This window comes from Pseudoponticoccus marisrubri (genome assembly GCF_001482405.1).
In the GTDB taxonomy this organism is placed as follows: domain Bacteria; phylum Pseudomonadota; class Alphaproteobacteria; order Rhodobacterales; family Rhodobacteraceae; genus Pseudoponticoccus; species Pseudoponticoccus marisrubri.
Window position 1 is genome coordinate 212,594 of sequence record NZ_LPXO01000005.1, and the last position, 19,876, is coordinate 232,469.

The following is a 19,876-nucleotide window of genomic DNA, read 5'->3' on the forward strand; positions in this document are numbered from 1 at the left end:
AAGGGATCGCCGATGCGCCGTCTCCTCGACCGTCTCTACGCGGCCGCGCTGTGGCTGGCCGCGATCACTTTCGCGCTGATCGCGGTGCTGGTGCTGGCCCAGATCCTCGGCCGGCTGACCGATCGCGTCGCACGGCTGCTGGAGCTGCCGCCGCCCGGGCTGACCATCCCGTCGCTGGCCGAGTTCGGCGCTTTCCTGTTCACCGGCGCGGTCTTCCTGGGCCTGGCCGGGACGCTTCAGGCGGGCAGCCACGTGCGGGTCAAGCTGCTGATCCGCTCGCTGCCCGAGGCGGTGGCGCGCTGGCTGGGCGCGCTGGTCTGCCTTGGCGCCGCCGGCCTTGCCGTCTTCGCCACCTGGTCGAGCGGGCTGCAGGTGGCCGACAGCATCGCCTTCGATTCCGTCAGCTACGGGATGATCCCGATCCCGCTGGCCATCCCGCAGGGGGTGATGACCGCGGGGCTGGCGCTGTTCACCGTGGCGCTGGTCGATTCCGCCGTCACGCTGGCCACGGGCGGTCAGCCCGGCTTCGACGCGGCCGAGACACGCACCGAGCGGGGGGACTGATGGAGATCGCGACGCTTGCACCGATCCTGCTGGTGGTCCTGTTCGGCGCGCTGGCGCTGGGACTCTGGGTGGGGTTCGCCCTGATCGCCGTGGGGCTGGTGGCGATGATCCTCGCCGCACCGGCCCCGGCGGAGCTGGTCTTTGCCACCAAGGTCTGGGGCGGGCTGTCGGTCTGGGGCCTGACCGCGCTGCCCATGTTCATCTGGATGGGCGAGATCCTCGTCCGCTCGCGCCTGTCCTCGGACATGTTCTCGGGGCTGGCGCCCTTCACCGCGCGGCTGCCCGGCAAGCTCTTGCATGTCAACGTGCTGGCCTGCGGGCTGTTCGCGGCGGTCTCGGGCTCGTCGGCGGCCACCACGGCCACGATCGGGCGTATGTCTCTGCCCGAGCTGAAGGCGCGCGGCTATGACGAGCGCATGGCCATCGGCAGCCTGGCCGGTGCGGGCACCTTCGGCTTCCTGATCCCGCCCTCGATCATCCTGATCGTCTATGGCGCCGCGACCGAGCAGTCGATCGCGCGGCTCTTCCTGGCCGGCGTGCTGCCGGGCGCGCTGCTGGCGGCGCTGTTCATCGGCTGGATCATGATCTGGTCGCTCATGAATGCCGAGCGCATGCCCGAGGCCGAGCCGCCCACCGACCGGCGCGAGGCACTGCGCGCCATGTCGCGGCTGCTCCCGGTGGTGGGGCTTATCGTGGCGGTGATCGGCTCGATCTATCTTGGCATCGCCAGCCCGACCGAGGCGGCGGTGATCGGCGTCACCGGCGCGCTCATCCTTGCCGGCGCCACCGGCGCACTGTCCTGGGCGGGGCTGGCCGACAGCCTGCGCGCGGCCACGGTGACCACCTGCATGATCGCCTTCATCCTGGCCGGCGCATCCTTCCTGACCGTGGCAATGGGCTATACCGGCATCCCGCGCGAACTGGCCCGCATGATCGGCGAGATGGGCCTGTCGCAATACCAGCTTCTGGCCATGCTGACCGTGTTCTTCATCGTGATGGGCATGTTCCTCGACGGGATCTCGATCGTGGTGCTGACCGTGTCGATCTTCCTGCCCATGGTGACGGCGGCGGGGATCGACCCGATCTGGTTCGGCATCTTCCTTGTCCTCGTCGTCGAGATGAGCCAGATCACCCCGCCGGTCGGCTTCAACCTGTTCGTGATCCAGACCATCACCGGGCGCGACATCTTTGCCGTCGCGCGCTATGCCATCCCCTTCTTCCTCCTGCTGGTGCTGGCCACGGCGATCCTGTCGGTCTTCCCCGGGATCGCGCTGTGGCTGCCCTCGACCATGATGTCCCGATGACCAACCCCGACCAGACCGGAATCGGCCCCATCGTCAGCTCGTCTCACCTGGCGCAGTCGCGCCTGCCCGAGCTGTCCGAGGTCGAATACGCCCTGACCATGACCAACCATGCCTTTCACCGCTGGATCACGCGCTGCATGGACGCGGCCGGCGCGCCGGGCATGGCGCCGCTGGAGGTGCTGATCCTGCACCAGGTCAACCACCGCGACCGCGAGAAGACGCTGGCCGATATCCGGCTGGTGCTGCATATCGAGGATACGCACCTGATCACCTACGCGCTGCGCAAGCTGTCCGAACGCGGGCTGGTGCGCACGGCGCGCAAGGGCAAGGAAAAGGTCGTGGGCATCACCGAGGCGGGCCGGGCGCTCTGCGACCGCTACCGCGAGGTGCGCGAGGCGCTGCTGGTCGATCTTGCGCAGGAGCTGGGATTCCGCCCCGAAGAGATGTCGCGGCTGGCGGCCCTGCTGCGGGCGATCTCGGGCAGCTACGATCACGCCGCGCGGGCGGCCACCACGATTTGAGCCTCTTTGCCGCCCTGTCCGCATGGGGGCGCTGGTTGCTGGTGGCCGGGCTGCTGGTGGGTATCGCGCTGCCGCAGCTGGCCCGCGTCATGGCGCCGGCCATCGTGCCCTTCATCGCGGTGATGCTCTGCTTGGCCGCGTTGCGCGAGGGGCCGCTGGCCGCCATGCCGCGCCGCGATGCGCTGCCCCGCACGCTGCTGGCGGCGGTCACGCTGCAATGCCTGCTGCCGCTGAGCGTGGGTGGGCTGCTCTGGGCGCTGGGATGGATGGGCCACCCGCTGGCCGTGGCCGCGGTGCTGGCGATGGCCGCCTCGCCGATCACCGGCTCGCCGGGGCTGGCCGCGATGTCGGGCGCGGATGTGGGCGCCTCGCTGCGGCAATTGTCGCTGGGCACCGCGCTGCTGCCGCTGACCGCGGCGCCGGTCTTTGCGCTGCTGCCGATCTTTCCCGACCCCGCCGCGCTGCTGGGCGCGGTGGGACGCCTGCTGGTCATTGTGCTGCTGGCCGGCGGGCTGGCGGCGCTGCTCCGCCGGGCCGTGCCGCGGCTGGCCGCGCCGCAGACGCGGCCCGCGCTGGACGGGGCGATGGCGCTGGCCATGGCGCTGGTGGTGATCGGGTTGATGTCGGAAATCGGCCCCGGGCTGATCCATACGCCGGGTTTGCTGGCGCGGACCTTCCTGTTTGCCGTCGGGCTCTACCTGTTCCAGAGCCTCGGCGCGTGGCTGGCAACGCGGCGCGCCCTGCCGGCCGGCGAGGCCGCGACCACCGCGATTGCCGCCGGCAACCGCAACCTCGCGCTGTTCCTGACCGCCGTGCCGCCCGAGGTGTTCGCGCCGCTCATGGTCTTTGTCGGCTGCTACCAGATCCCGATGTACCTGACACCGTTCCTCGTGGCGCGCCTGACCCGCGGCTGAGATGCGCCCGGACCGCGCGGGTCCGGGCGCGTCCACATCAGTCGTTCAGCACCGCCATGTTGTCGGCCTCCCAGCCGATCCAGACCGGGTCGTTGCCCACGGACTGGCCGGTCTCGGCATCGACATAGGCCTTGAGCAGCGCGTCGCCCTTGTCGCCCACGGCGATCTGCATCGACATGCGCGAGCCGAGGAAGGTCTTGGAGACGACGCGCCCCTGCACGGCATTGGCCGTCTGCGGGCGCTCGGCATGGAAGCCCAGCTTTTCCAGCCGGACCGAGGCGGTGATCGGCTGGCCCTCGCCGGGGACGCGGGCCGGGGCCTTGCCCTTCAGCGTGGTGCCTTCCCAGTCCATGACGACCTTGTCGCCCTCGGTGCCGCGCACATGGCCCGACAGCAGGTTGGTCTCGCCGATGAACTCGGCCACGAAGCGGCTGGCGGGGCGGAAATAGAGCTCTTCCGGCGTGCCGTCCTGCTCGACCCGGCCCTTGTTCATCACCACGATCCGGTCGGACATGGTCAGCGCCTCTTCCTGGTCATGGGTGACGAAGAAGAAGGTCTTGTGCGTGCGGCGCTGGATCGACTTGAGCTCTTGCTGGACCTGGCCGCGCAGCTTGGCATCCAGCGCGCCCAGCGGCTCGTCCAGCAGCAGCAGCGCCGGATCGGGCGCCAATGCGCGGGCCAGCGCCACGCGCTGGCGCTGGCCGCCCGAAAGCTGCAGCGGGTAGCGCGACCCGAAGGCGTCCAGCTCGAGGAAAGACATGATCTCGTCCGAGCGGCGCTTGATGTCCGCCTTGCCCATGCCCTTCAGCTCCAGCCCGAAGGCGATGTTCTGCGCCACGGTCATGTGCGGGAACAGCGCGTAGTCCTGGAAGACCATGTTGACATTGCGCCGTTCGGGCGGCTGGCCGGTCACGTCCTCGCCGTCGAGGATCACGCGCCCCTTGGTGGGGCGTTCGAACCCGCCCAGGATGCGCAGCGTGGTGGACTTGCCGCAACCCGAGGGGCCGAGGAAGGTCACGAACTCGCCCTGCGCGATGTCCAGCGTCAGGTCCTGCAGGGCGACGGTCTCTCCGAAATGCTTGGACAGACCCTCGATGCGGACAAGCGGTGTCTGGTCGGTCATGGCTCAGTTTTCCTTGTTCATGCGGCGCGTGAAGCGCTCGGCCCAGATGCCGATGGCGGCGGTCAGGACCAGCGCCACGGTGGCAATGGCGTTGATTTCCGGGCTCATGCCCGAGCGCAGCTTGGCGAAGATCAGAACCGGCAGCGTGGGATCGTAACCGCCCAGGAAGAAGGAGCGCACGAAATCGTCGAAGGACAGCAGCAGGCAGAAGATCGACGCACCCAGGATGGCCGGCACGAGATAGGGCAGGGTGATCCGCATGAAGGCGACCAGCGGGTCGGCGCCCAGGTCGCGGGCGGCCTCGATCTGGCTTTTCGGCAGGGTGGACAGGCGTGCCATGACCACCAGCACCACGAAGGGCACGTTGTGCACCGCGTGGGCCCAGATGATCGCGCCCATGCCGGGCTCGATTCCGAGGTAGCGGGCATAGATGCGGAAGGCGATGGCCGAGATGATGCCCGGCACCAGCGCCGGCAGTACGGTCAGGCCGAAGGTCACGCCGCGGCCCGTGAACTTGCGCCCCTCCAGCAGCACCGCGATCCAGGTGCCCACGAAGATCGAGATCAGCGTCGAGAGCACCGCGATGGCCACGGAATAGCCGAAGGTCGAGATCACCTCGGCATCGGCGAAGACCCCGGTATACCAGTCCAGCGTCCAGGAGCGGATCGGGAAGCCGATGAACTTGCTGTCCTTGAAGCCCATCAGGACCATCAGGATCAGCGGCACGAAGACGTAGAGCACGAAGGCCCAGTAGATGCAGGCAAGGAAGATCCGGTTGCCGCGGAACAGTTCGGGACGGTTGTTCATGTCCGGTCTCCCTTGCGCAGGGCGTTCATCAGCCTCTGGAAGGCGGCGGTGATGACCAGGGCGGCGGCGAACATGATCGTGGCAAAGGCCGCGCCGGTGGGCCATTCATCCCCGGCCACGTGGAAAAAGCCTGCAATGGTTTCGGCAAAGACGGTGGTGGAGGGCCCGCCCAGCAGGATCGGCGTGGCGTAGAAGCCCGTCGAGATCAGGAAGACCAGCGTGCAGCCCGAGGAAATCCCCTCGATCGTCATGGGTAGCGAGATGCGCCGGAACCGGGTCCAGGCACCGGCGCCCAGGTCGGCGGCGGCCTCGTTCATGCTCTTGGGCAGTTTCTCGAGCGCGGAATAGAGCGGCAGCAGCATGTAGAGGGCGGTCAGGTAGACGATGCCGACGCCCATGGAAAAGCTGGTATACATGAAGGGGATCGGCCGGTCGATCAGGCCGAAGAAGCGCAGCACCATGTTCACCGCGCCGGTATTGCCCAGCAGGATCATGATCGCATAGGTGCGCACGATTTCGCCCACCCAGAACGGGATCAGCAGCAGCAGCAGGAACAGCATCTGGTTGCGGCGGCTGACATGGCGCGCCAGGAAATAGGCCACCGGGTAGGTGATCACCAGCGTGCAGAAGGTGAAGACCGCGGCAAAGGTCAGGGTCCGGAAGAACGGCATCCAGAAGATGCTGTCGCCGAAGAACCGGGCATAGTTTTCAAGGGTGAAGCTCTGCTCGACCCCGGGGGCGACCGGGTAGGCGTCGGTCAGCGACACGCGAAGCATCTGCAGCATCGGGCCCAGGTGCTGGGTCAGCACCCAGAGGATCGGGAAGGCGGCGAGGATCGCGAACTGGCGGCGGGGCGAGGCGGTCGCGATCCGCATCAGGACATGATACGGCCCCCAGCCCGTCAACCGGCCCCAGAAGGTCGGATCGGCGGCCGGTCTGGCCCCGGGCCGTCCCTCCCGCTCGGCGGATGCGTCATAGGTCATGCGGTCTCTTTCAGATCGGCAGGGTCCCCGCCCCGCGCGACGGGCGCGGGACGGGAACGGGTTCCGTGAGTGGTGTGGTCTCAGGCGGCCTTGATGGCTTCGACCGCCGGGTCGAGGAGGCTGTATTTCATGTCGTTGGCCTCGGCGCGGAAGAATTGCAGGTTGGCCAGCTGCTCCTCGGGGAACGAGGTCGACTTCTTCTCGAGCTCGGTCAGGTACTGATCGGCGCCCTTGTAGGTCGAGATGAAGCCCGATGCCTTGGTCATCGACGCGCCGATCTCGGGCGAGGCGAGGATCGCGTCGAGGAAGGTATAGGCATTGTCCACGTTGGGCGCGTTGTTGGCGATGTTGTAGGTGTAGACAAAGCCGTAGGAGCCCTCGCGCGGGATGGTCATGCCCAGCGGGAAGCCGTCATTGATCAGCGCCGCGGCGGGGCCGTTCCAGGAATGGCCCAGCACGATGTCCTGGTTGACCATCATCTGCTGGAACTCGGCGCCGCCGTCATAGTACTTGCGCACCAGCGGCTTGTGCTCGATCAGGAACTGCTTGGCCTCTTCGACGATCTGGGCGGCCTTTTCGGGATCGTCCATGTAGGCGACCATGTTGCCGTCATAGCCCATCATCAGCATGACGATGCTCATCATGTCCTGGATGATGTAGGCGGTCTGGCCGCTGTACTTCTCGCTGAACAGCGTGTCCCAGGTCAGGGCCTCTTCCTCGGTCACGTAATCGGTGTTGTAGGACAGCACCTCCATGCCCGACAGGATCGGCGCGCCCCACTTGTTGCCGTTGATCGTGGCCCAGTCGGATTCCGAGAAGGTCGGGTTGATGTTGCCCCAGTTGGACAGCCGGTCGGTGTCCAGCGGCGCCAGCAGCTCGCTGTCGATGAACTGCAGGAAGCGGTGACCGGCCACGGTCATGATGTCGACGGTGGGGTTGGGCTGCTCGGCGGCCAGCAGGTTGAACTGCTTGCCCTGGTCGTCGACGAGGCGGACATTGACCTTGATGCCGGTCTCGGACTCGAACTGCTCCTTGAAGCTTTCGGGCACGAAATCGTTGTAGGTCCAGATGTTCACCTCGCCGCTGCCCTGCGCCATGGCGCGGCGCAGATAGGCCGGCGAGGCCAGCGCCGCACCCGTGGCGGCGGCGGTGCCGAGGAACCGGCGACGGTTGTAGATCAGTTTGGACATGGTTGGTCTCCCTGTTGATTTGGTGGTTGGTTTCTTGGTGGTTATTGTCGCGTCATGGCGCTCAGGCCCGTTCGGGCTGGCGCAAGAGCCCGGTGCGGGCGGCGCGCTTGAGATCGTCAAGGCTGTAGCGGTCGAGATCCAGCGCCGCGAGGATCTGGTTCTCGGCCTCGAAATCGCGCCCGTACATGGCCGAGAAGATGCGGATGCCGGCCTCGTGCAGCGGCGCGGGGTGACCGGTCAACCGGCCAAGCGCCGCGGTCAGCACCAGCCCGTAGGGCACGTCCTCGGTGACATAGCGGCTGTCGGCGGTGGCCGGGCCGGTGCCGCCATTGCCCTGCGCGTGCATCTGCTGGTTCATCTCGGAAATCGAGGCGATGGGCACGTGGAAGGACAGGTGGAAATGCTCGAAGATCGTCTTGACCTCCAGCCCCAGCGCCTGCGCGATCTCCAGCCGCTCGGCGTCCAGCGCCTCGAGCAGGCGGCCCACGGTGGGGGTCACGTTCTGGCCCTGGCTCCAGGTCTCGCCCCGTTCCATCCGGGTGATGTTACCAAGCGCGATGCCCATGTGGTTCTGCGGGTTGAGGTTGGACAGCGAGATCGCCAGCAGCCCGTCGCGCGGCTGGAAGCGGTCGCCGAACAGCTCCTGGCAGAGGACCAGCGCAGTGCCCGAGCTTTCCTCGGGCACTGTGCACAGGTCCACGCGGCTGCGCACCGTGTTGACCTTGACCTCGGTGCCCGATTGCCGCCGCCCGGTGCAGATCGTGGTGCCCCAGGCGGTGATCGGAACGCTGACGCCGCGTGCCGCCAAAAGCTGCATCAGGTAGACCGCGCCCAGCGAGGCGTGCGACGAGATGATGACGTGATGGCGCGGCTCGAGATGCGGGGCCAGCGCGTCCAGCACCGCCTTGTGGCCATAGCCGGGCAGGGCGATGATCAGCACCTCGTTTTCCTGCGCGAGGGCCTGTGCGCTGTCGGCGATGCGCGGGGTCAGCACTGTCTCGACCGCGCCGGTGGCGGTGAGCGGCGCGCCCTGCGCCAGCTCGGCCGTGCCCGCGCCCGAGGGCGACCAGAGCATCGGGTCATGGCCCGCCTCGGCCAGCACCGCCGCCGTTCCGAACGCGATCGAGCCCGCGCCTGCCAGTCCTACCGTCTTCCCCACGTCGTTCCTTTCCCTTGTCGTCACAACCTTTGATTACATCGTAATAACGGAATTTCATCCGCTATACAGGAAGTCTGCCCCTATTTGGCCGGTTCCGCAAGCCTGACGGGGTCTCCGAGCACATGCATCAGCCGGTTTGCCCATCCAAACAGCGATGCCGACAGGATCAGGTCGAGGATCTCGGCCTCGTCCAGCCCGGCGGCCTTCAGCGCCTCCATGTGTTCCGGCCCGGCCTGCGAGGGCGTCTCGGACAGGGCGACGGCGAAATCGAAGATCGACCGGTCGCGCGGGCCCAGATCGGCCTTGGCCCCGTCGCGGAACAGGTTGTCGGTGACCTCGGTCGATTTCTCCAGCTGCGCGTGGCGCATGGCGTGCACGGCGGCGCAATAGATGCAGTGGTTGACCATCGAGGCCCCCAGCGCGCCCAGCTCGCGTTCCGCGCGGCTCATCCCGCCCTTGTCGTACATGATGGCGTTGAACAGGGGCGAGCGGACCTTGAGGCTCTCGACGTCATGGGCCAGCGTCAGAACGTAGTCCGACACCTTGGTGTTCGACGGCGTGACCTTGAGCGCGTCCAGCTGCTCCTGCGTGGCCTCGGCCAGGTCGACGGGCGTCACGCGGGGCTGCCAATGCGGCACGGTGCGGGTGAACTTGGTGACGACCTTGCTCATGCGCCTGTCCCCTGCATCAGCCGCAGCCCGGCCACGACCCGCAGCTGGTAGGCGAGAAAGGCGTTCAGCTCGGCCAGCCGGACGATATCGGCATCGGCCACGCCGGCGGCCTGCAGCCCGGCAATGTCCTCGGCGCCGACCTCGCGGGTCTTGGCCGCGACCTTGTCCATGAACCCCGTCACGGCGGCCAGGCCGTGTGCCGTGCCGTCCTGCGCGGGGTCGGCCAGCGCGGCATACTCGCCCGCGCCCTCGGCATAGCGCTCGGCCAGCGCGGTCTCGTCGTTCAGCCGTGCGATCCGGGCAGCCAGTGCCGCGCGCAGCGCGTGGCTCCACGGGCCGGCATCCTGCGGGCGCAGCACGGCCTCTTCGGCGGCCTGCGTCATCTCGAAGATGGTGGCGCGCCCCTCGACGGCGGCGGCGGTCGGCGTGCCGGGCTCCAGCCAGGCGGCGCGCAATGCGGTCGTCTCCAGTGCCATCAGGCCACTTTCCCCTTCCTGTCCTCGGTCTCGAGCACGCTCGGCGTCCATTCGCTGCCGTCGAGCTCGGGCTTGTCGTAGTTCAGCATCGCCTGCCAGTGCAGGTCGACATCCTCGGCATAGAGCTTGGCGGCCAGTTCGCGCGCCAGCCAGCCGGCGCCTTCCGAGATGCCGGGAATGTCGCCGCTGACCTTGCCCAGGCTCGCCGAGGCGCCGTAGTTGAAGCAGTAGACATTGGCCAGCCACGGCGCCGTGCCGGGCACCTTCTCGCGGAAGGTGAAATCATCGTTCAGGTAGGGGAAGCGGCCCAGGTCGCGCGACGGCTCGTCCGCGGGCGGCGTATAGACGTCCTCCCACAGCAGGATGTTGCCGGCCGCCTCGCCGAACTCGGTCCGCGACAGCGGGTCGATGGTGAAGCCGGTGCCAAGGATGACGAAATCCGCCTCGTAGGAGGTGCCGTCGGCAAAGCCGATCTCGACCGCGGCGTCGCGCTCGACCGTGCTCTCGACCGCCTTGCCGAAATGGAAATAGGCGTTGGGATGCCGGCTGACACGGTTGGTCGAGCCATGCGGCGGCGGCGTCTGGGTCGCAAAGGAATACTGCATGAAGCGCCAGCGCCATTCATCGGGCAGGCTGGCATAGCCGGCGGTGAAGCCGAAGCTGCCGATCCCCATCATCTTGTTGATCGTGGGCATCTGCTTGCGGCGGATCAGGTGGCGCACCTCGGCCGCGCCATGTTCCAGCGCCTCGGCGGCATTGTCCACGGCCGAGGCGCCGACGCCCACTACCGCGACGCGCTTGTCCTTGAGCGCGGCAAAGTCGATCTCGTCGGCGCTATGCGCCCAGAAGCGACGGTCCAGCCCGGAGACGAAGCCGGGGATGTTGGGCTGCCCGGTGCCGTCGCGGCCCGTGGCAAAGACCAGCTTGCGGCACAGGATCGAGCTTTCCGCGGCGCCCGACAGGTGCAGGCGCAGCAGGTCGCCCTCGGGCTCCACTCGGTCGACCGAGACGCCGTTCTCGATCGGGATCTCCAGCGTGGTCCGATACCATTGCAGGTACTCCATCCACATCGGGCGCGGGATCTTGTCCAGCGCCTCCCAGGCCTCGGTGCCGAACTGCGCGCGGTACCACGCCTGGAAACTCAGCGCGCCATGGCCATAGGCCGGGCCGGTCAGCTCCTTGGGCGAGCGCAGCGTCTCCATGCGGGCATAGGTCAGCCATGGCCCCTCGCGCCCCGCCGGGGCGCGGTCGAGCACGCGCATGTTGTGCATGCCACCGGTCTTGAGCGCCATCCACGCCACCATGCCGCACATGCCGCCGCCGATGATGACCACGTCGCTGACCCCGTCCCGGCGCGGCACCCAGTCCTTGCCGGGCCAGCAGAGGAATTTCAGGTCCTCGTGCAGCCGGGCCTCCAGCGCGGGCAGGCCCTGGCCGTCGATCGGGGTGATGGGGTCATGTGTCATATGCGTCTTTCCTGTAGATGTCCTGTCCACCCGTGCCTCGGTCAGGCCGGTCGGCTGCCCGACCAGTCCGGGTGGAGATCGTCGATATGGAAGGCGTGCGCGTGGCGGTGCCGTGGCCCGTGGGCCGGCGCCTCGCGCAGATGCGGGTGATCGGCCGGCAGCTCGGGGTGGTCATGTTCGCGCCGCACGGGGTCGGTGGCGGGCCAGACCCGCGTTGCCAGCAGGGCGGTGCCGACGGTCAGGCCCGACAGGACCAGCAGCGCGGGCTCCAGCCCGGCGCGCGCGCCCAGCTCGCCCGCCAGCGGATAGGCCAGCAGCCAGCCCGCATGCGACAGCGAGAACTGCGCGGCAAAGACCGCCGGCCGGTCCGCCGCCCGGGCCGAGCGCGCGATGACCAGCCCCCCGGGGGTCAGCACCAGCGAGGCGGCCAGCCCGAACCCGGTCCAGAGCGCCATGTGCCCGGCATAGCCCAGCGGCAGCACGATCAGCAGGCCGAGCGCAGCATGCATCAGCGCGCCGGTGACCATGGCGCGCCGCTCGTCCAGCGCCTCGACCACGCGGGGCACCGCCACCGCGCCGATCGCCGCGCCCAGCCCGTAGAAGGCCATCAGGATCGGGAAATGCCGCTCGGCATCGCCCAGCCGCGTGCTGGCCACGACGACCGAGTTGACCAGCACCCAGCCCATGCTGAGCGAGAGGGCGAGGTTCAGCAGGAACAGCCCGCGCAGCCGCGGCGTGTGGCGATAGATCCGCAGCCCGTTGAGCGCGCGTGCGAGGAACGGGCCCTTGCCACGGTCCCGCGCGTCCGGCGGAAAGCGCGTGATCGTCAGCGCGAGGATCGAGCCGGTGAAGGCCAGCGCGGCGACCCAGAAGAGGTATTGCGCGGCCACCAGCTGCAGCACCATGGCGGCGATCACCGGGCTCAGCACGGATTCCAGCGTGTAGGCGATGCGCGACCAGACCAGCGCCCGGCTGTAGACGCGTTCTTCGGGCAGAACATCGGGGATCACCGACTGGAACAGCGGCGTGAAACCGGAGGAGACCGCGAAGAAGACCAGCGCCAGCGCCGCGATCTGCCAAGTCTGGTCGGCATAGGCCATGGGCAGCAGCAGCAGCATGCGCCCGACATCCAGCCCGATCATCACCCGCTTGCGCGGGCGGCCGGCAAACAGCGCCTCGGCCAGCGGGGCGATGGCCACGTAAGCCACCATCTTGACCGCCAGCAGGAACCCCAGGATCTGCCCGGCCGCCTCCGCGCCGCCGATCCGGTAGGCGGCCAGCGACATGGCCACCGTCATCAGGCCGATCGCCAGAAGCGAGAAGACCTGCCCGGCAAACAGCGTGCGGAAAGACGGGTTGGCAATCGGGCTGATCCGGGTTTCGGTCATGAGGCGAGCGAATCCTTCGGCAGATGATGGGCGCGGAACCGGGCGGTACTGGCGTCTACGCGATAGTCATCCACATAGTCTGGGGCGATCCGCGCCAGATTGTCCACCGCCTCGATGATCAAATCTGCTTTGGCATCCGTCATCAGCGCCGACAGGTTCAGCCGCACCCAGCCGGGTTTTGCGGTCTCTTCACCGTTCTCCAACGCCGCGATCGTGGCCTCCGATTCGGCCTGGCCCAGACCCAGCAGCCGGTGACCGTAGGGCCCCGCGCAGGCGCAGCCGCCGCGCGCCTGCACACCGGTCAGGTCGCTGAGCAGCCGGGTGAAGAACTGGTGATGCACCAGCCCGCCCGCGCCGTCGCGCACCCGGAAGGAAAAGATCGGCAGGGCCGGGGCATCCGGGACCCCCAGAAGCTCGATCCGGTCATTGCGCGACCAGACTTCCAGCGCGCGGGCGCGCAGCGCCGCGTGACGGGTGCCCAGCCAGTCCTGCCCCAGCGCCTCCTTGACCAGCATGGCCAGCGCGGCGCGGATGTCGCCGGTGACATTGGGCGTGCCGCCCTCCTCGCGCGCCGAGAGGCTGTCCGAATAGACATGCCCCCAGGGCGAGACGAAACTGACCGTGCCGCCGCCGGGGAGAGTCGGCGTGGCACGGCGGGCGATCCCGTCGCGGATGACCGCGACCCCACTGGACCCAGGACCGCCGGGAAACTTGTGCACCGAGAAGACGATGGCATCTTTCTGCGCGTCGGTGCCGGCCTTCATGTCCATCGGCGCATAGGGACCGGCACAGCCGTAATCCCAGATCGCCAGTGCGCCCTGCGCCCGCAGCGCCCGCGTGACGGCATCCACATCTGTCAGGATGCCGGTCACGTTCGAGGCCGCCGAGAAACTGCCCACGATCCGCGCCGCGCCCTGCGCGTCCCGCAGCGCGCGGGCGAGGTCGTCCATGTCGACGCCGCCGCCCGGCGCCTCGGCGATCTCGATCACCTCGGCGCCGCTCTCGCGCCAGGGCAGGATGTTGGAATGATGCTCGTAGGGGCCGGTCAGCACGACCACGCGCTGCCCCGCCGCCACCAGACCCGCAAGGTCCAGCAGGCCCACGATGCGGTTCAGCCCGGCGGTGGAGCCCGCCCCGGTGAACACGACGCTCATGCCCGGCGCCGCCCCGGTCAGGCGCGCGATCTCGGCCCGGGCGGCCTCACGCAGGCGGGTCATGTACTCGCCGCAATAGGAGGCCTGGGTGTGGGTGTTGGCGTAATAGGGCAGGACGCGGTCGCGGATGAAATCCTCGACCTGCGCCAGCGCCCGCCCCGAGGCCACGTAATCGGCATAGATCAGCGGGCGCGGGCCATAGGGCCCGTCGATCCGCACATCCTCGCCGATCAGCCCCTCGCGCAGCCGCTCGTGCAGGTCCGGCTTGGCCAACATGGCCTTGAATTCGTCCAGCGCAGTCATGTCATCCCCTGATTTGACACGCACATGATGACGCGAAAATCGCAAAAATCTTCACAGTTCTTTGCGATTGCATTCCCGATTTTGGGTCATATGATCGGCACATGGCACATAAACTGGATCATTTTGACTGCCGCCTCCTGGAAGAGCTTCAACGCGATGCCGGCCAGTCCCAGCGCGCGTTGGCCGACAAGGTCGGGCTGTCGCAGAACGCCTGCTGGCGCAGGCTCAAGGCGCTGGAGGCCTCGGGCGCGATCCGCAACCGCACGGTGGTGATCGACCGCGAAAGCCTGGGCGGCGGGTTCGTCGTCTTCTCGCTGGTCAAGACGCGGCACCACTCGGCCGACTGGCTGCGCCAGTTCCGCAACCATGTCTCGGCCATCCCCGAGGTGATCGATTTCTTCCGCATCGGCGGCGAATACGACTACCTGCTCAAGATCGTGGCGCGCGACATGGCCGGCTATGACGATGTCTACAAGCGGCTGATCGAGAATATCGAGCTGGAGACCGTGACCTCGTATTTCGCCATGGAGGCGATCGAGGAGCAGCGCCCGATCCCGCTCAGGTGACCGGGCGCGTCGACCCTAGCGCCAGTTCAGAACCACCTTGCCCGACTGGCCGGATTTCATCGCGGCAAAGCCATCGCGGAAGGCGTCGACATCCATCCGGTGGGTGATGACGCGGCTCACGTCCAGCCCGTTCTGCAACATGGCGATCATCTTGTACCAGGTCTCGAACATCTCGCGGCCGTAGACGCCCTTGATGGTGATGGCCTTGAAGACGATGCGCGACCAGTCGACGGGCGACTTGCCCGGCGGGATGCCCAGAAGCGCGATCTTGCCGCCCATGATCAGGCTCTCGACCATCTGGTCCAGCGCCTGCTGGCTGCCCGACATCTCCAGCCCGACATCGAAACCCTGTTTCATGCCCAGCTCGGCAATCACGTCGCGCAGCTCTTCGTGGCGGACGTCGACGGTGCGGATGTTGCGGCAGACATGGGCGGCCAGCTTGAGCCGGTCGGGGTTGATGTCGGTGATGACCACGTGGCGCGCGCCGGCATGGCGGGCCACGGCGGCGGCCATGATCCCGATGGGGCCCGCGCCGGTGATCAGCACGTCCTCGCCCAGCAGGTCGAAGCTCAGCGCCGTGTGCACCGCGTTGCCGAGCGGATCGAGGATCGCCCCGATCTCGTCGGGGATGTCGTCGGGCAGCGGCACCACGTTGAAGGCGGGCAGCTTGACATATTCGGCAAAGGCGCCCTGCACGTTGACCCCGATGCCGCGCGTGCCGGGATCAAGGTGGAACTTGCCCGACCGGCTCTGCCGGCTTTCGGTGCCCACCACGTGCCCCTCGCCCGAGCAGCGCTGCCCGATCTCCAGCCCGGTCACGTTGCGTCCGATCTCGACGATCTCGCCGGCGAATTCATGGCCGGTGATCAGCGGCACCGGGATCGTGGCCTGCGCCCAGGCGTCCCAGTTCCAGATATGGATGTCGGTGCCGCAGATGCCGGTGGCGTTCACCCGGATCAGCACCTCGTCCGGACCGATCTCGGGGACCGGGGCCTGCACCATCCACAGGCCTTCCTCAGGGCGCGACTTTTCCAGCGCTTTCATCGTGTTGGGCAGGCTCATGCGATCACTCCCAGGTCGCGGCCGACCTTTGCAAAGGCGGCCAGGGCGCGGTCCAGCTGGTCGGTGGTCAGTGCCGCGTTCATCTGCGTGCGGATGCGCGCCTGTCCATGGGGCACGACCGGGTAGAAGAAGCCCGAGACATAGACCCCTTCCTCGAACAGGCCCGCGGCCATTTTCTGCGCCAGGGGCGCCTCGCCCAGCATGACGGGGATGATCGGATGCTCGCCCTCCAGCAGGTCGAAGCCCAGATCGCTGAGGCCCTTGCGCCAGTAGGCCGCGTTATCGAACAGCCGCGCGCGGCGGTCGGCCCCCTCCTCGACAAGGCGGATCGCCTCGATCCCCGCGGCCACGATCGAGGGCGGCAGCGCGTTCGAGAAGAGGTAGGGCCGCGCGCGCTGGCGCAGCAGGTCGATCACCGGTTGCGGGCCGGCGATATAGCCCCCCAGCGCACCGCCAAGCGCCTTGCCCAGCGTGCCGGTCAGGATGTCCACGTCGACGCCGAAATAATCCGGCGTGCCTGCGCCGCGCGGCCCCATGAAGCCGGTCGCGTGGCAGTCATCGACCATCACCACCGCATCGTATTGCTCGGCCAGCCGCGTGATCTCGGGCAGGTTGGCCAGGTAGCCATCCATCGAGAAGACGCCGTCGGTGGCGATCATCACGTGCCGGGCGCCGGCCTCGCGGGCCGCCTTCAGCTTGGCCTCGAGATCGGCCATGTCATTGTTGGCATAACGGTAGCGCTGCGCCTTGCACAGGCGGATCCCGTCGATGATCGAGGCATGGTTGAGCGCGTCCGAGACGATGGCGTCCTCGGGGCCCAGCAGAGGCTCGAACAGCCCGCCATTGGCGTCGAAACAGGCGGCAAACAGGATCGAGTCCTCCTTGCCCAGGAAGGCGGCCAGCTTCTGCTCCAGCGCGCGGTGCAGGTCCTGCGTGCCGCAGATGAACCGGACCGAGGCCATGCCGAACCCCTTGTCGCGCATCGCCTCGCAGGCCGCGCGTTCCAGATCGGGGTGATCGGCGAGGCCGAGATAGTTGTTGGCGCACAGGTTGATCACCTCGTGATCGCCCACCGCGATTTCCGCCCGTTGGGGCGAGGTGATCATTCGCTCGCGTTTCATCAGGCCGTCGGCCTCGATCCCGGCCAGCGTGTCCTGCAGATGGGTGATGAAACGGTCGGACATGAGACCCTCCTGATGATGTTCGGCACACGTCTAGCATAGCGGACGCGCATCCGCAATCCGGGAATACAGTATCGCGGACGCATATCCGCTATAGCGTCACGCGCCCTTGACCACCAGGAAGGCCCGCGCCGTACCCTCGGCCTGCAGGCGATGCGCCACATCGGCCGGGTAGCGCGCCGTCTCGCCGGCGCCCAGCCGGTCGGTCGCCTCGCCGCTGGTGACGCGCAGCGTGCCCTCGATCACGGTCAGATGTTCGCGCGTGCCGCGGGCATGGGGGGCGGAATCCAGCACGCCGCCCGCATCGAAGCGCAGGTCGTAGACCTCGTGACGGCCGGCATCCTCGGGCGGGGACAGGATGCGGATCGTGCAGCCCGAGCCGTGATTCTCGATCCGCGGCACGTCCTGCGCGCGCAGCACCTCGATCTGGCTGTCGGGCTGGTCCTCGAGCAGGCCGGCGAAATCCACCTGCAGCGCGCGGGTGAGGTTCCACAGCGTCGAGACGGTGGGCGAGGATTCCCCGCGCTCGATCTGGCTGACCATGCTGCGCGAGACGCCCGACAGCTTGGCCACGGCATCGAGCGACAGGCCCTGCGCCTGCCGCGCCTCGCGCAGGCGGGCGGGCAGCCGGGACAGGATGGCATCGGCATGTTCCATGGTCGCGACGCTACGTGCCGCGCGGGCGGTTTTCCAGCGGATATTCCGGCTCCCGGACAGGATTGACTTTCGTCAAGGAGGCACCCCCGCCCGTGCCATAGCCCACGGGGCATGACCCATGTTCCGCCCCCTGCCGTGTCGCCCAAGCCCGCCGGACAGCCCGGCCCGTCCCCTATTGCAGGCGCCTGACCCCATGTTTGCCTTGTCCCTTCCCCGTTCCCTTCCCCGCCTTCTGGCTGCGCTCATGCTCTGCCTGATGGCGGGCATGGCGGCCGCGCAATCGGGCGATCCGCTGCTGGCGCGCTTCCTGCCCAAGGCCGACCCGGCCGCGCTGGCCGAGGGGGCCGACGGGTTCGGCCCCATCCGCCCCGACACGCCGGTCGCCCCGTTGCTGCGGGAGGGCGAGCAGATCGGGCATGTCTTCCTGACCTCGGATTTCGTCGGCACGACGGGCTATTCTGGCAAGCCGATCCACACGCTGGTCGCGGTCGACGAAGACGCGCGGATCCTGGGTGTCGAGCTGGTCAAGCATTCCGAGCCCATCGTCCTGATCGGTATCCCCGAGCGCGAGATCCGCGAGATGATGCAGGGCTATCGCGGCGTGTCGCTGGTCGAGGAGGCGGCGGCCGGCGGCTCGGCCCATGATCTTGAGATCATCAGCGGCGCCACCGTGACCATCATGGTGATCGATGACAGCATCATCCGTTCGGGGCTGAAGGTCGCGCGGCGGCTGGGGCTGGGCGGGCTTGCGCCGCAGGTCGAGACCGGCCCGCACTTCACCCTGCGCGACGATGCCCCCGTGCCCGAAAGCTGGATGCAGATGGAGGGCAACGGCACCGTGCGGCGCCTGTCGCTGGACGTGGGCCAGGTCAATGCCGCCTTCGAGGCGGTGGACGATCCGCGCGCCGCCGAGCGCCCGCTTGCCGAGGCGCCCGAGACGACCTTCATCGACATGCAGATGGCGCTGGTCTCGGTGCCGCCGATCGGGCAGGCGATCCTGGGCGCGGCCGAATACGCGAACCTGGCCGACTGGCTGGAGGAGGGCGAGCACGCGATCGCGGTGCTGGGCCGGGGGCTCTATTCCTTCAAGGGCTCGGGCTATGTGCGCGGCGGCATCTTCGACCGGATCGTGCTGATCCAGGACGATGTCTCGGTGCGGTTCCGCGACCGCGGCCATCGCCGGATGGGGCCCGTGGCGCTGGAGGACGCGCCCGAGTTCACCGAGCGCGACCTGTTCCGCATCCCCGCCGACAGCGGCTTCGACCCCACGCGACCCTTCCGCCTGCAATTGCTGGTGCATCGCGAGGTGGCCGCGATCGAGAAGGTCTTCACCACCTTCGACCTTGGCTACCAGTTGCCGCAGGCCTTCCTGCGCCCGGTCGCCGCCCCCGCCGCGCCCGTGGCCGACCCCGAGCAGGAGGCCGCCGCGCAAAGCGCGCTGTGGCAGCGGATCTGGGCCGACAAGACCGTCGAGGTCACGGTGCTGGGCGCGATGATCGCGGTGTTGACGCTGGCCTTCTTCTTCCAGATGCAGCTGACCCGGTCCGAACGCGCGGTGCGGCTGTTCCGCTACGGCTTCCTGACGGTGACGCTGGTCTTTCTGGGCTGGTACGCCAATGCGCAGCTGTCCGTCGTCAACCTGATGGCGCTGTTCGGCGCGCTGACCACGGATTTCAGCTGGCAGGCCTTCCTGCTGGACCCGCTGACCTTCATCCTGTGGTTCTCGGTCGCGGCGGCGCTGCTCTTCTGGGGCCGGGGGGCCTATTGCGGCTGGCTGTGCCCGTTCGGCGCCCTGCAGGAGCTCACCAACCACGCCGCGCGCCGGTTGGGCGTGCCGCAGATCCGCCTGCCCTGGGGGCTGCACGAACGGCTCTGGGCGGTGAAATACATGATCTTCCTGGGGCTGTTCGGGGTCTCGCTGGCCTCGATCGAGCAGGCCGAGAAGCTGGCCGAGGTCGAGCCCTTCAAGACCGCCATCATCCTGAACTTCGTGCGCGCCTGGCCCTTTGTCGCCTATGCCGCGGCGCTGCTGATCGCCGGGCTTTTCGTCGAGCGCTTCTACTGCCGCTATCTCTGCCCGCTGGGCGCGGCGCTGGCGATCCCGGCCAGGCTGCGCATGTTCGACTGGCTCAAGCGCTACAAGGAGTGCGGCAGCCCCTGCCAGACCTGCGCCCATGAATGCATGGTCGGCGCGATCCACCCCACGGGCGAGATCAACCCGAACGAATGCCTGAACTGCATGCATTGCCAGGTGCTCTACCAGTCCACCAGCAAGTGCCCCGTCGTCATCAAGAAGCTCAAGCGCAAGGGCTCGAGCTCTGATCCGGCCGCGTTCCTCGCCAAGCGGGACGGGCTGCAGAACCACCCCAACCTTACGAAACCCTGAG

The 19,876-nt window shown here is 68.0% G+C and carries 19 protein-coding genes; 6 read left to right on the forward strand and 13 right to left on the reverse strand.

Annotation, left to right across the window (positions count from 1 at the left end; translation table 11 throughout):
* Positions 1-12 precede the first annotated feature (12 nt).
* The 4 genes from AVJ23_RS10670 to AVJ23_RS10685 are packed head-to-tail and all read left to right on the forward strand — an operon-like array spanning position 13 to position 3,303.
* A complete protein-coding gene (locus tag AVJ23_RS10670; protein ID WP_058862176.1) occupies positions 13-564 on the forward strand; it encodes a TRAP transporter small permease in 552 nt (183 codons plus the stop codon).
* Positions 564-1,868, forward strand: coding sequence for a TRAP transporter large permease (locus AVJ23_RS10675; protein WP_058862177.1), 1,305 nt, complete (start codon positions 564-566; stop codon positions 1,866-1,868). Before AVJ23_RS10670 ends, AVJ23_RS10675 begins: the two co-directional genes overlap by 1 nt.
* Complete coding sequence (locus tag AVJ23_RS10680) at positions 1,838-2,389, forward strand: winged helix DNA-binding protein (RefSeq protein ID WP_240484602.1); 552 nt, start codon at positions 1,838-1,840, stop codon at positions 2,387-2,389. The genes AVJ23_RS10675 and AVJ23_RS10680 overlap by 31 nt, the downstream gene beginning before the upstream one ends.
* Positions 2,386-3,303: a hypothetical protein gene (locus AVJ23_RS10685; protein ID WP_157772661.1), complete on the forward strand. Its 918-nt coding sequence runs from the start codon at positions 2,386-2,388 to the stop codon at positions 3,301-3,303. The genes AVJ23_RS10680 and AVJ23_RS10685 overlap by 4 nt, the downstream gene beginning before the upstream one ends.
* Positions 3,304-3,340: 37 nt before the next feature.
* Here the strand turns inward: AVJ23_RS10685 and AVJ23_RS10690 are convergent, their stop codons facing one another.
* From AVJ23_RS10690 to AVJ23_RS10735, 10 genes are all read right to left on the reverse strand, one after another.
* Positions 3,341-4,426, reverse strand: coding sequence for an ABC transporter ATP-binding protein (locus tag AVJ23_RS10690; protein WP_058862180.1), 1,086 nt, complete (start codon positions 4,424-4,426; stop codon positions 3,341-3,343).
* Positions 4,427-4,429: 3 nt separating this feature from the next.
* Positions 4,430-5,215 (reverse strand): ABC transporter permease, encoded by a 786-nt coding sequence (locus AVJ23_RS10695; RefSeq protein WP_058862260.1) that lies wholly within the window; start codon positions 5,213-5,215, stop codon positions 4,430-4,432.
* Between the two features lie 14 nt (positions 5,216-5,229).
* Positions 5,230-6,216, reverse strand: a complete 987-nt coding sequence (locus AVJ23_RS10700) for an ABC transporter permease (RefSeq protein WP_058862181.1) — start codon at positions 6,214-6,216, stop codon at positions 5,230-5,232.
* An 80-nt stretch (positions 6,217-6,296) separates the two neighbouring features.
* Complete coding sequence (locus tag AVJ23_RS10705) at positions 6,297-7,406, reverse strand: ABC transporter substrate-binding protein (RefSeq protein WP_058862182.1); 1,110 nt, start codon at positions 7,404-7,406, stop codon at positions 6,297-6,299.
* Positions 7,407-7,467: 61 nt separating this feature from the next.
* A complete protein-coding gene (locus tag AVJ23_RS10710; protein ID WP_099045494.1) occupies positions 7,468-8,565 on the reverse strand; it encodes an NAD/NADP octopine/nopaline dehydrogenase family protein in 1,098 nt (365 codons plus the stop codon).
* Positions 8,566-8,645: 80 nt separating this feature from the next.
* Entirely contained in the window at positions 8,646-9,236 is a 591-nt protein-coding gene (locus tag AVJ23_RS10715) for a peroxidase-related enzyme (RefSeq protein ID WP_058862184.1), read from the reverse strand.
* Positions 9,233-9,712, reverse strand: a complete 480-nt coding sequence (locus AVJ23_RS10720; RefSeq protein WP_058862185.1) for a hypothetical protein — start codon at positions 9,710-9,712, stop codon at positions 9,233-9,235. Before AVJ23_RS10720 ends, AVJ23_RS10715 begins: the two co-directional genes overlap by 4 nt.
* The gene (locus AVJ23_RS10725) at positions 9,712-11,178 is read right to left on the reverse strand and encodes an NAD(P)-binding domain-containing protein (RefSeq protein WP_058862186.1); all 1,467 of its coding nucleotides are present in this window, start codon (positions 11,176-11,178) and stop codon (positions 9,712-9,714) included. The genes AVJ23_RS10720 and AVJ23_RS10725 overlap by 1 nt, the downstream gene beginning before the upstream one ends.
* A gap of 41 nt (positions 11,179-11,219) precedes the next feature.
* A complete protein-coding gene (locus AVJ23_RS10730; protein WP_058862187.1) occupies positions 11,220-12,566 on the reverse strand; it encodes an MFS transporter in 1,347 nt (448 codons plus the stop codon).
* Complete coding sequence (locus AVJ23_RS10735) at positions 12,563-14,023, reverse strand: aminotransferase class V-fold PLP-dependent enzyme (RefSeq protein WP_058862188.1); 1,461 nt, start codon at positions 14,021-14,023, stop codon at positions 12,563-12,565. Before AVJ23_RS10735 ends, AVJ23_RS10730 begins: the two co-directional genes overlap by 4 nt.
* A 101-nt stretch (positions 14,024-14,124) precedes the next feature.
* Here AVJ23_RS10735 and AVJ23_RS10740 point away from each other — a divergent pair, with 101 nt between their 5' ends.
* Positions 14,125-14,589 (forward strand): Lrp/AsnC family transcriptional regulator, encoded by a 465-nt coding sequence (locus AVJ23_RS10740; RefSeq protein ID WP_058862189.1) that lies wholly within the window; start codon positions 14,125-14,127, stop codon positions 14,587-14,589.
* Positions 14,590-14,604: 15 nt separating this feature from the next.
* Here the strand turns inward: AVJ23_RS10740 and tdh are convergent, their stop codons facing one another.
* The 3 genes from tdh to AVJ23_RS10755 form a co-directional block, all read right to left on the reverse strand.
* On the reverse strand, positions 14,605-15,633 hold the full coding sequence (tdh, locus tag AVJ23_RS10745; RefSeq protein WP_058862261.1) for an L-threonine 3-dehydrogenase: 1,029 nt from the start codon (positions 15,631-15,633) through the stop codon (positions 14,605-14,607).
* 14 nt (positions 15,634-15,647) lie between these two features.
* Entirely contained in the window at positions 15,648-16,835 is a 1,188-nt protein-coding gene (locus AVJ23_RS10750; protein ID WP_058862190.1) for a glycine C-acetyltransferase, read from the reverse strand.
* 96 nt (positions 16,836-16,931) lie between these two features.
* Positions 16,932-17,489 carry a helix-turn-helix domain-containing protein gene (locus tag AVJ23_RS10755; RefSeq protein WP_058862191.1) on the reverse strand — a complete coding sequence of 186 codons (558 nt, stop codon included), beginning with the start codon at positions 17,487-17,489 and terminating at the stop codon, positions 16,932-16,934.
* 256 nt (positions 17,490-17,745) lie between these two features.
* On the opposite strand from AVJ23_RS10755, the gene AVJ23_RS10760 reads away from it, so the two are divergent.
* Positions 17,746-19,875 (forward strand): 4Fe-4S binding protein, encoded by a 2,130-nt coding sequence (locus AVJ23_RS10760; protein ID WP_437176751.1) that lies wholly within the window; start codon positions 17,746-17,748, stop codon positions 19,873-19,875.
* Position 19,876: the final 1 nt, after the last annotated feature.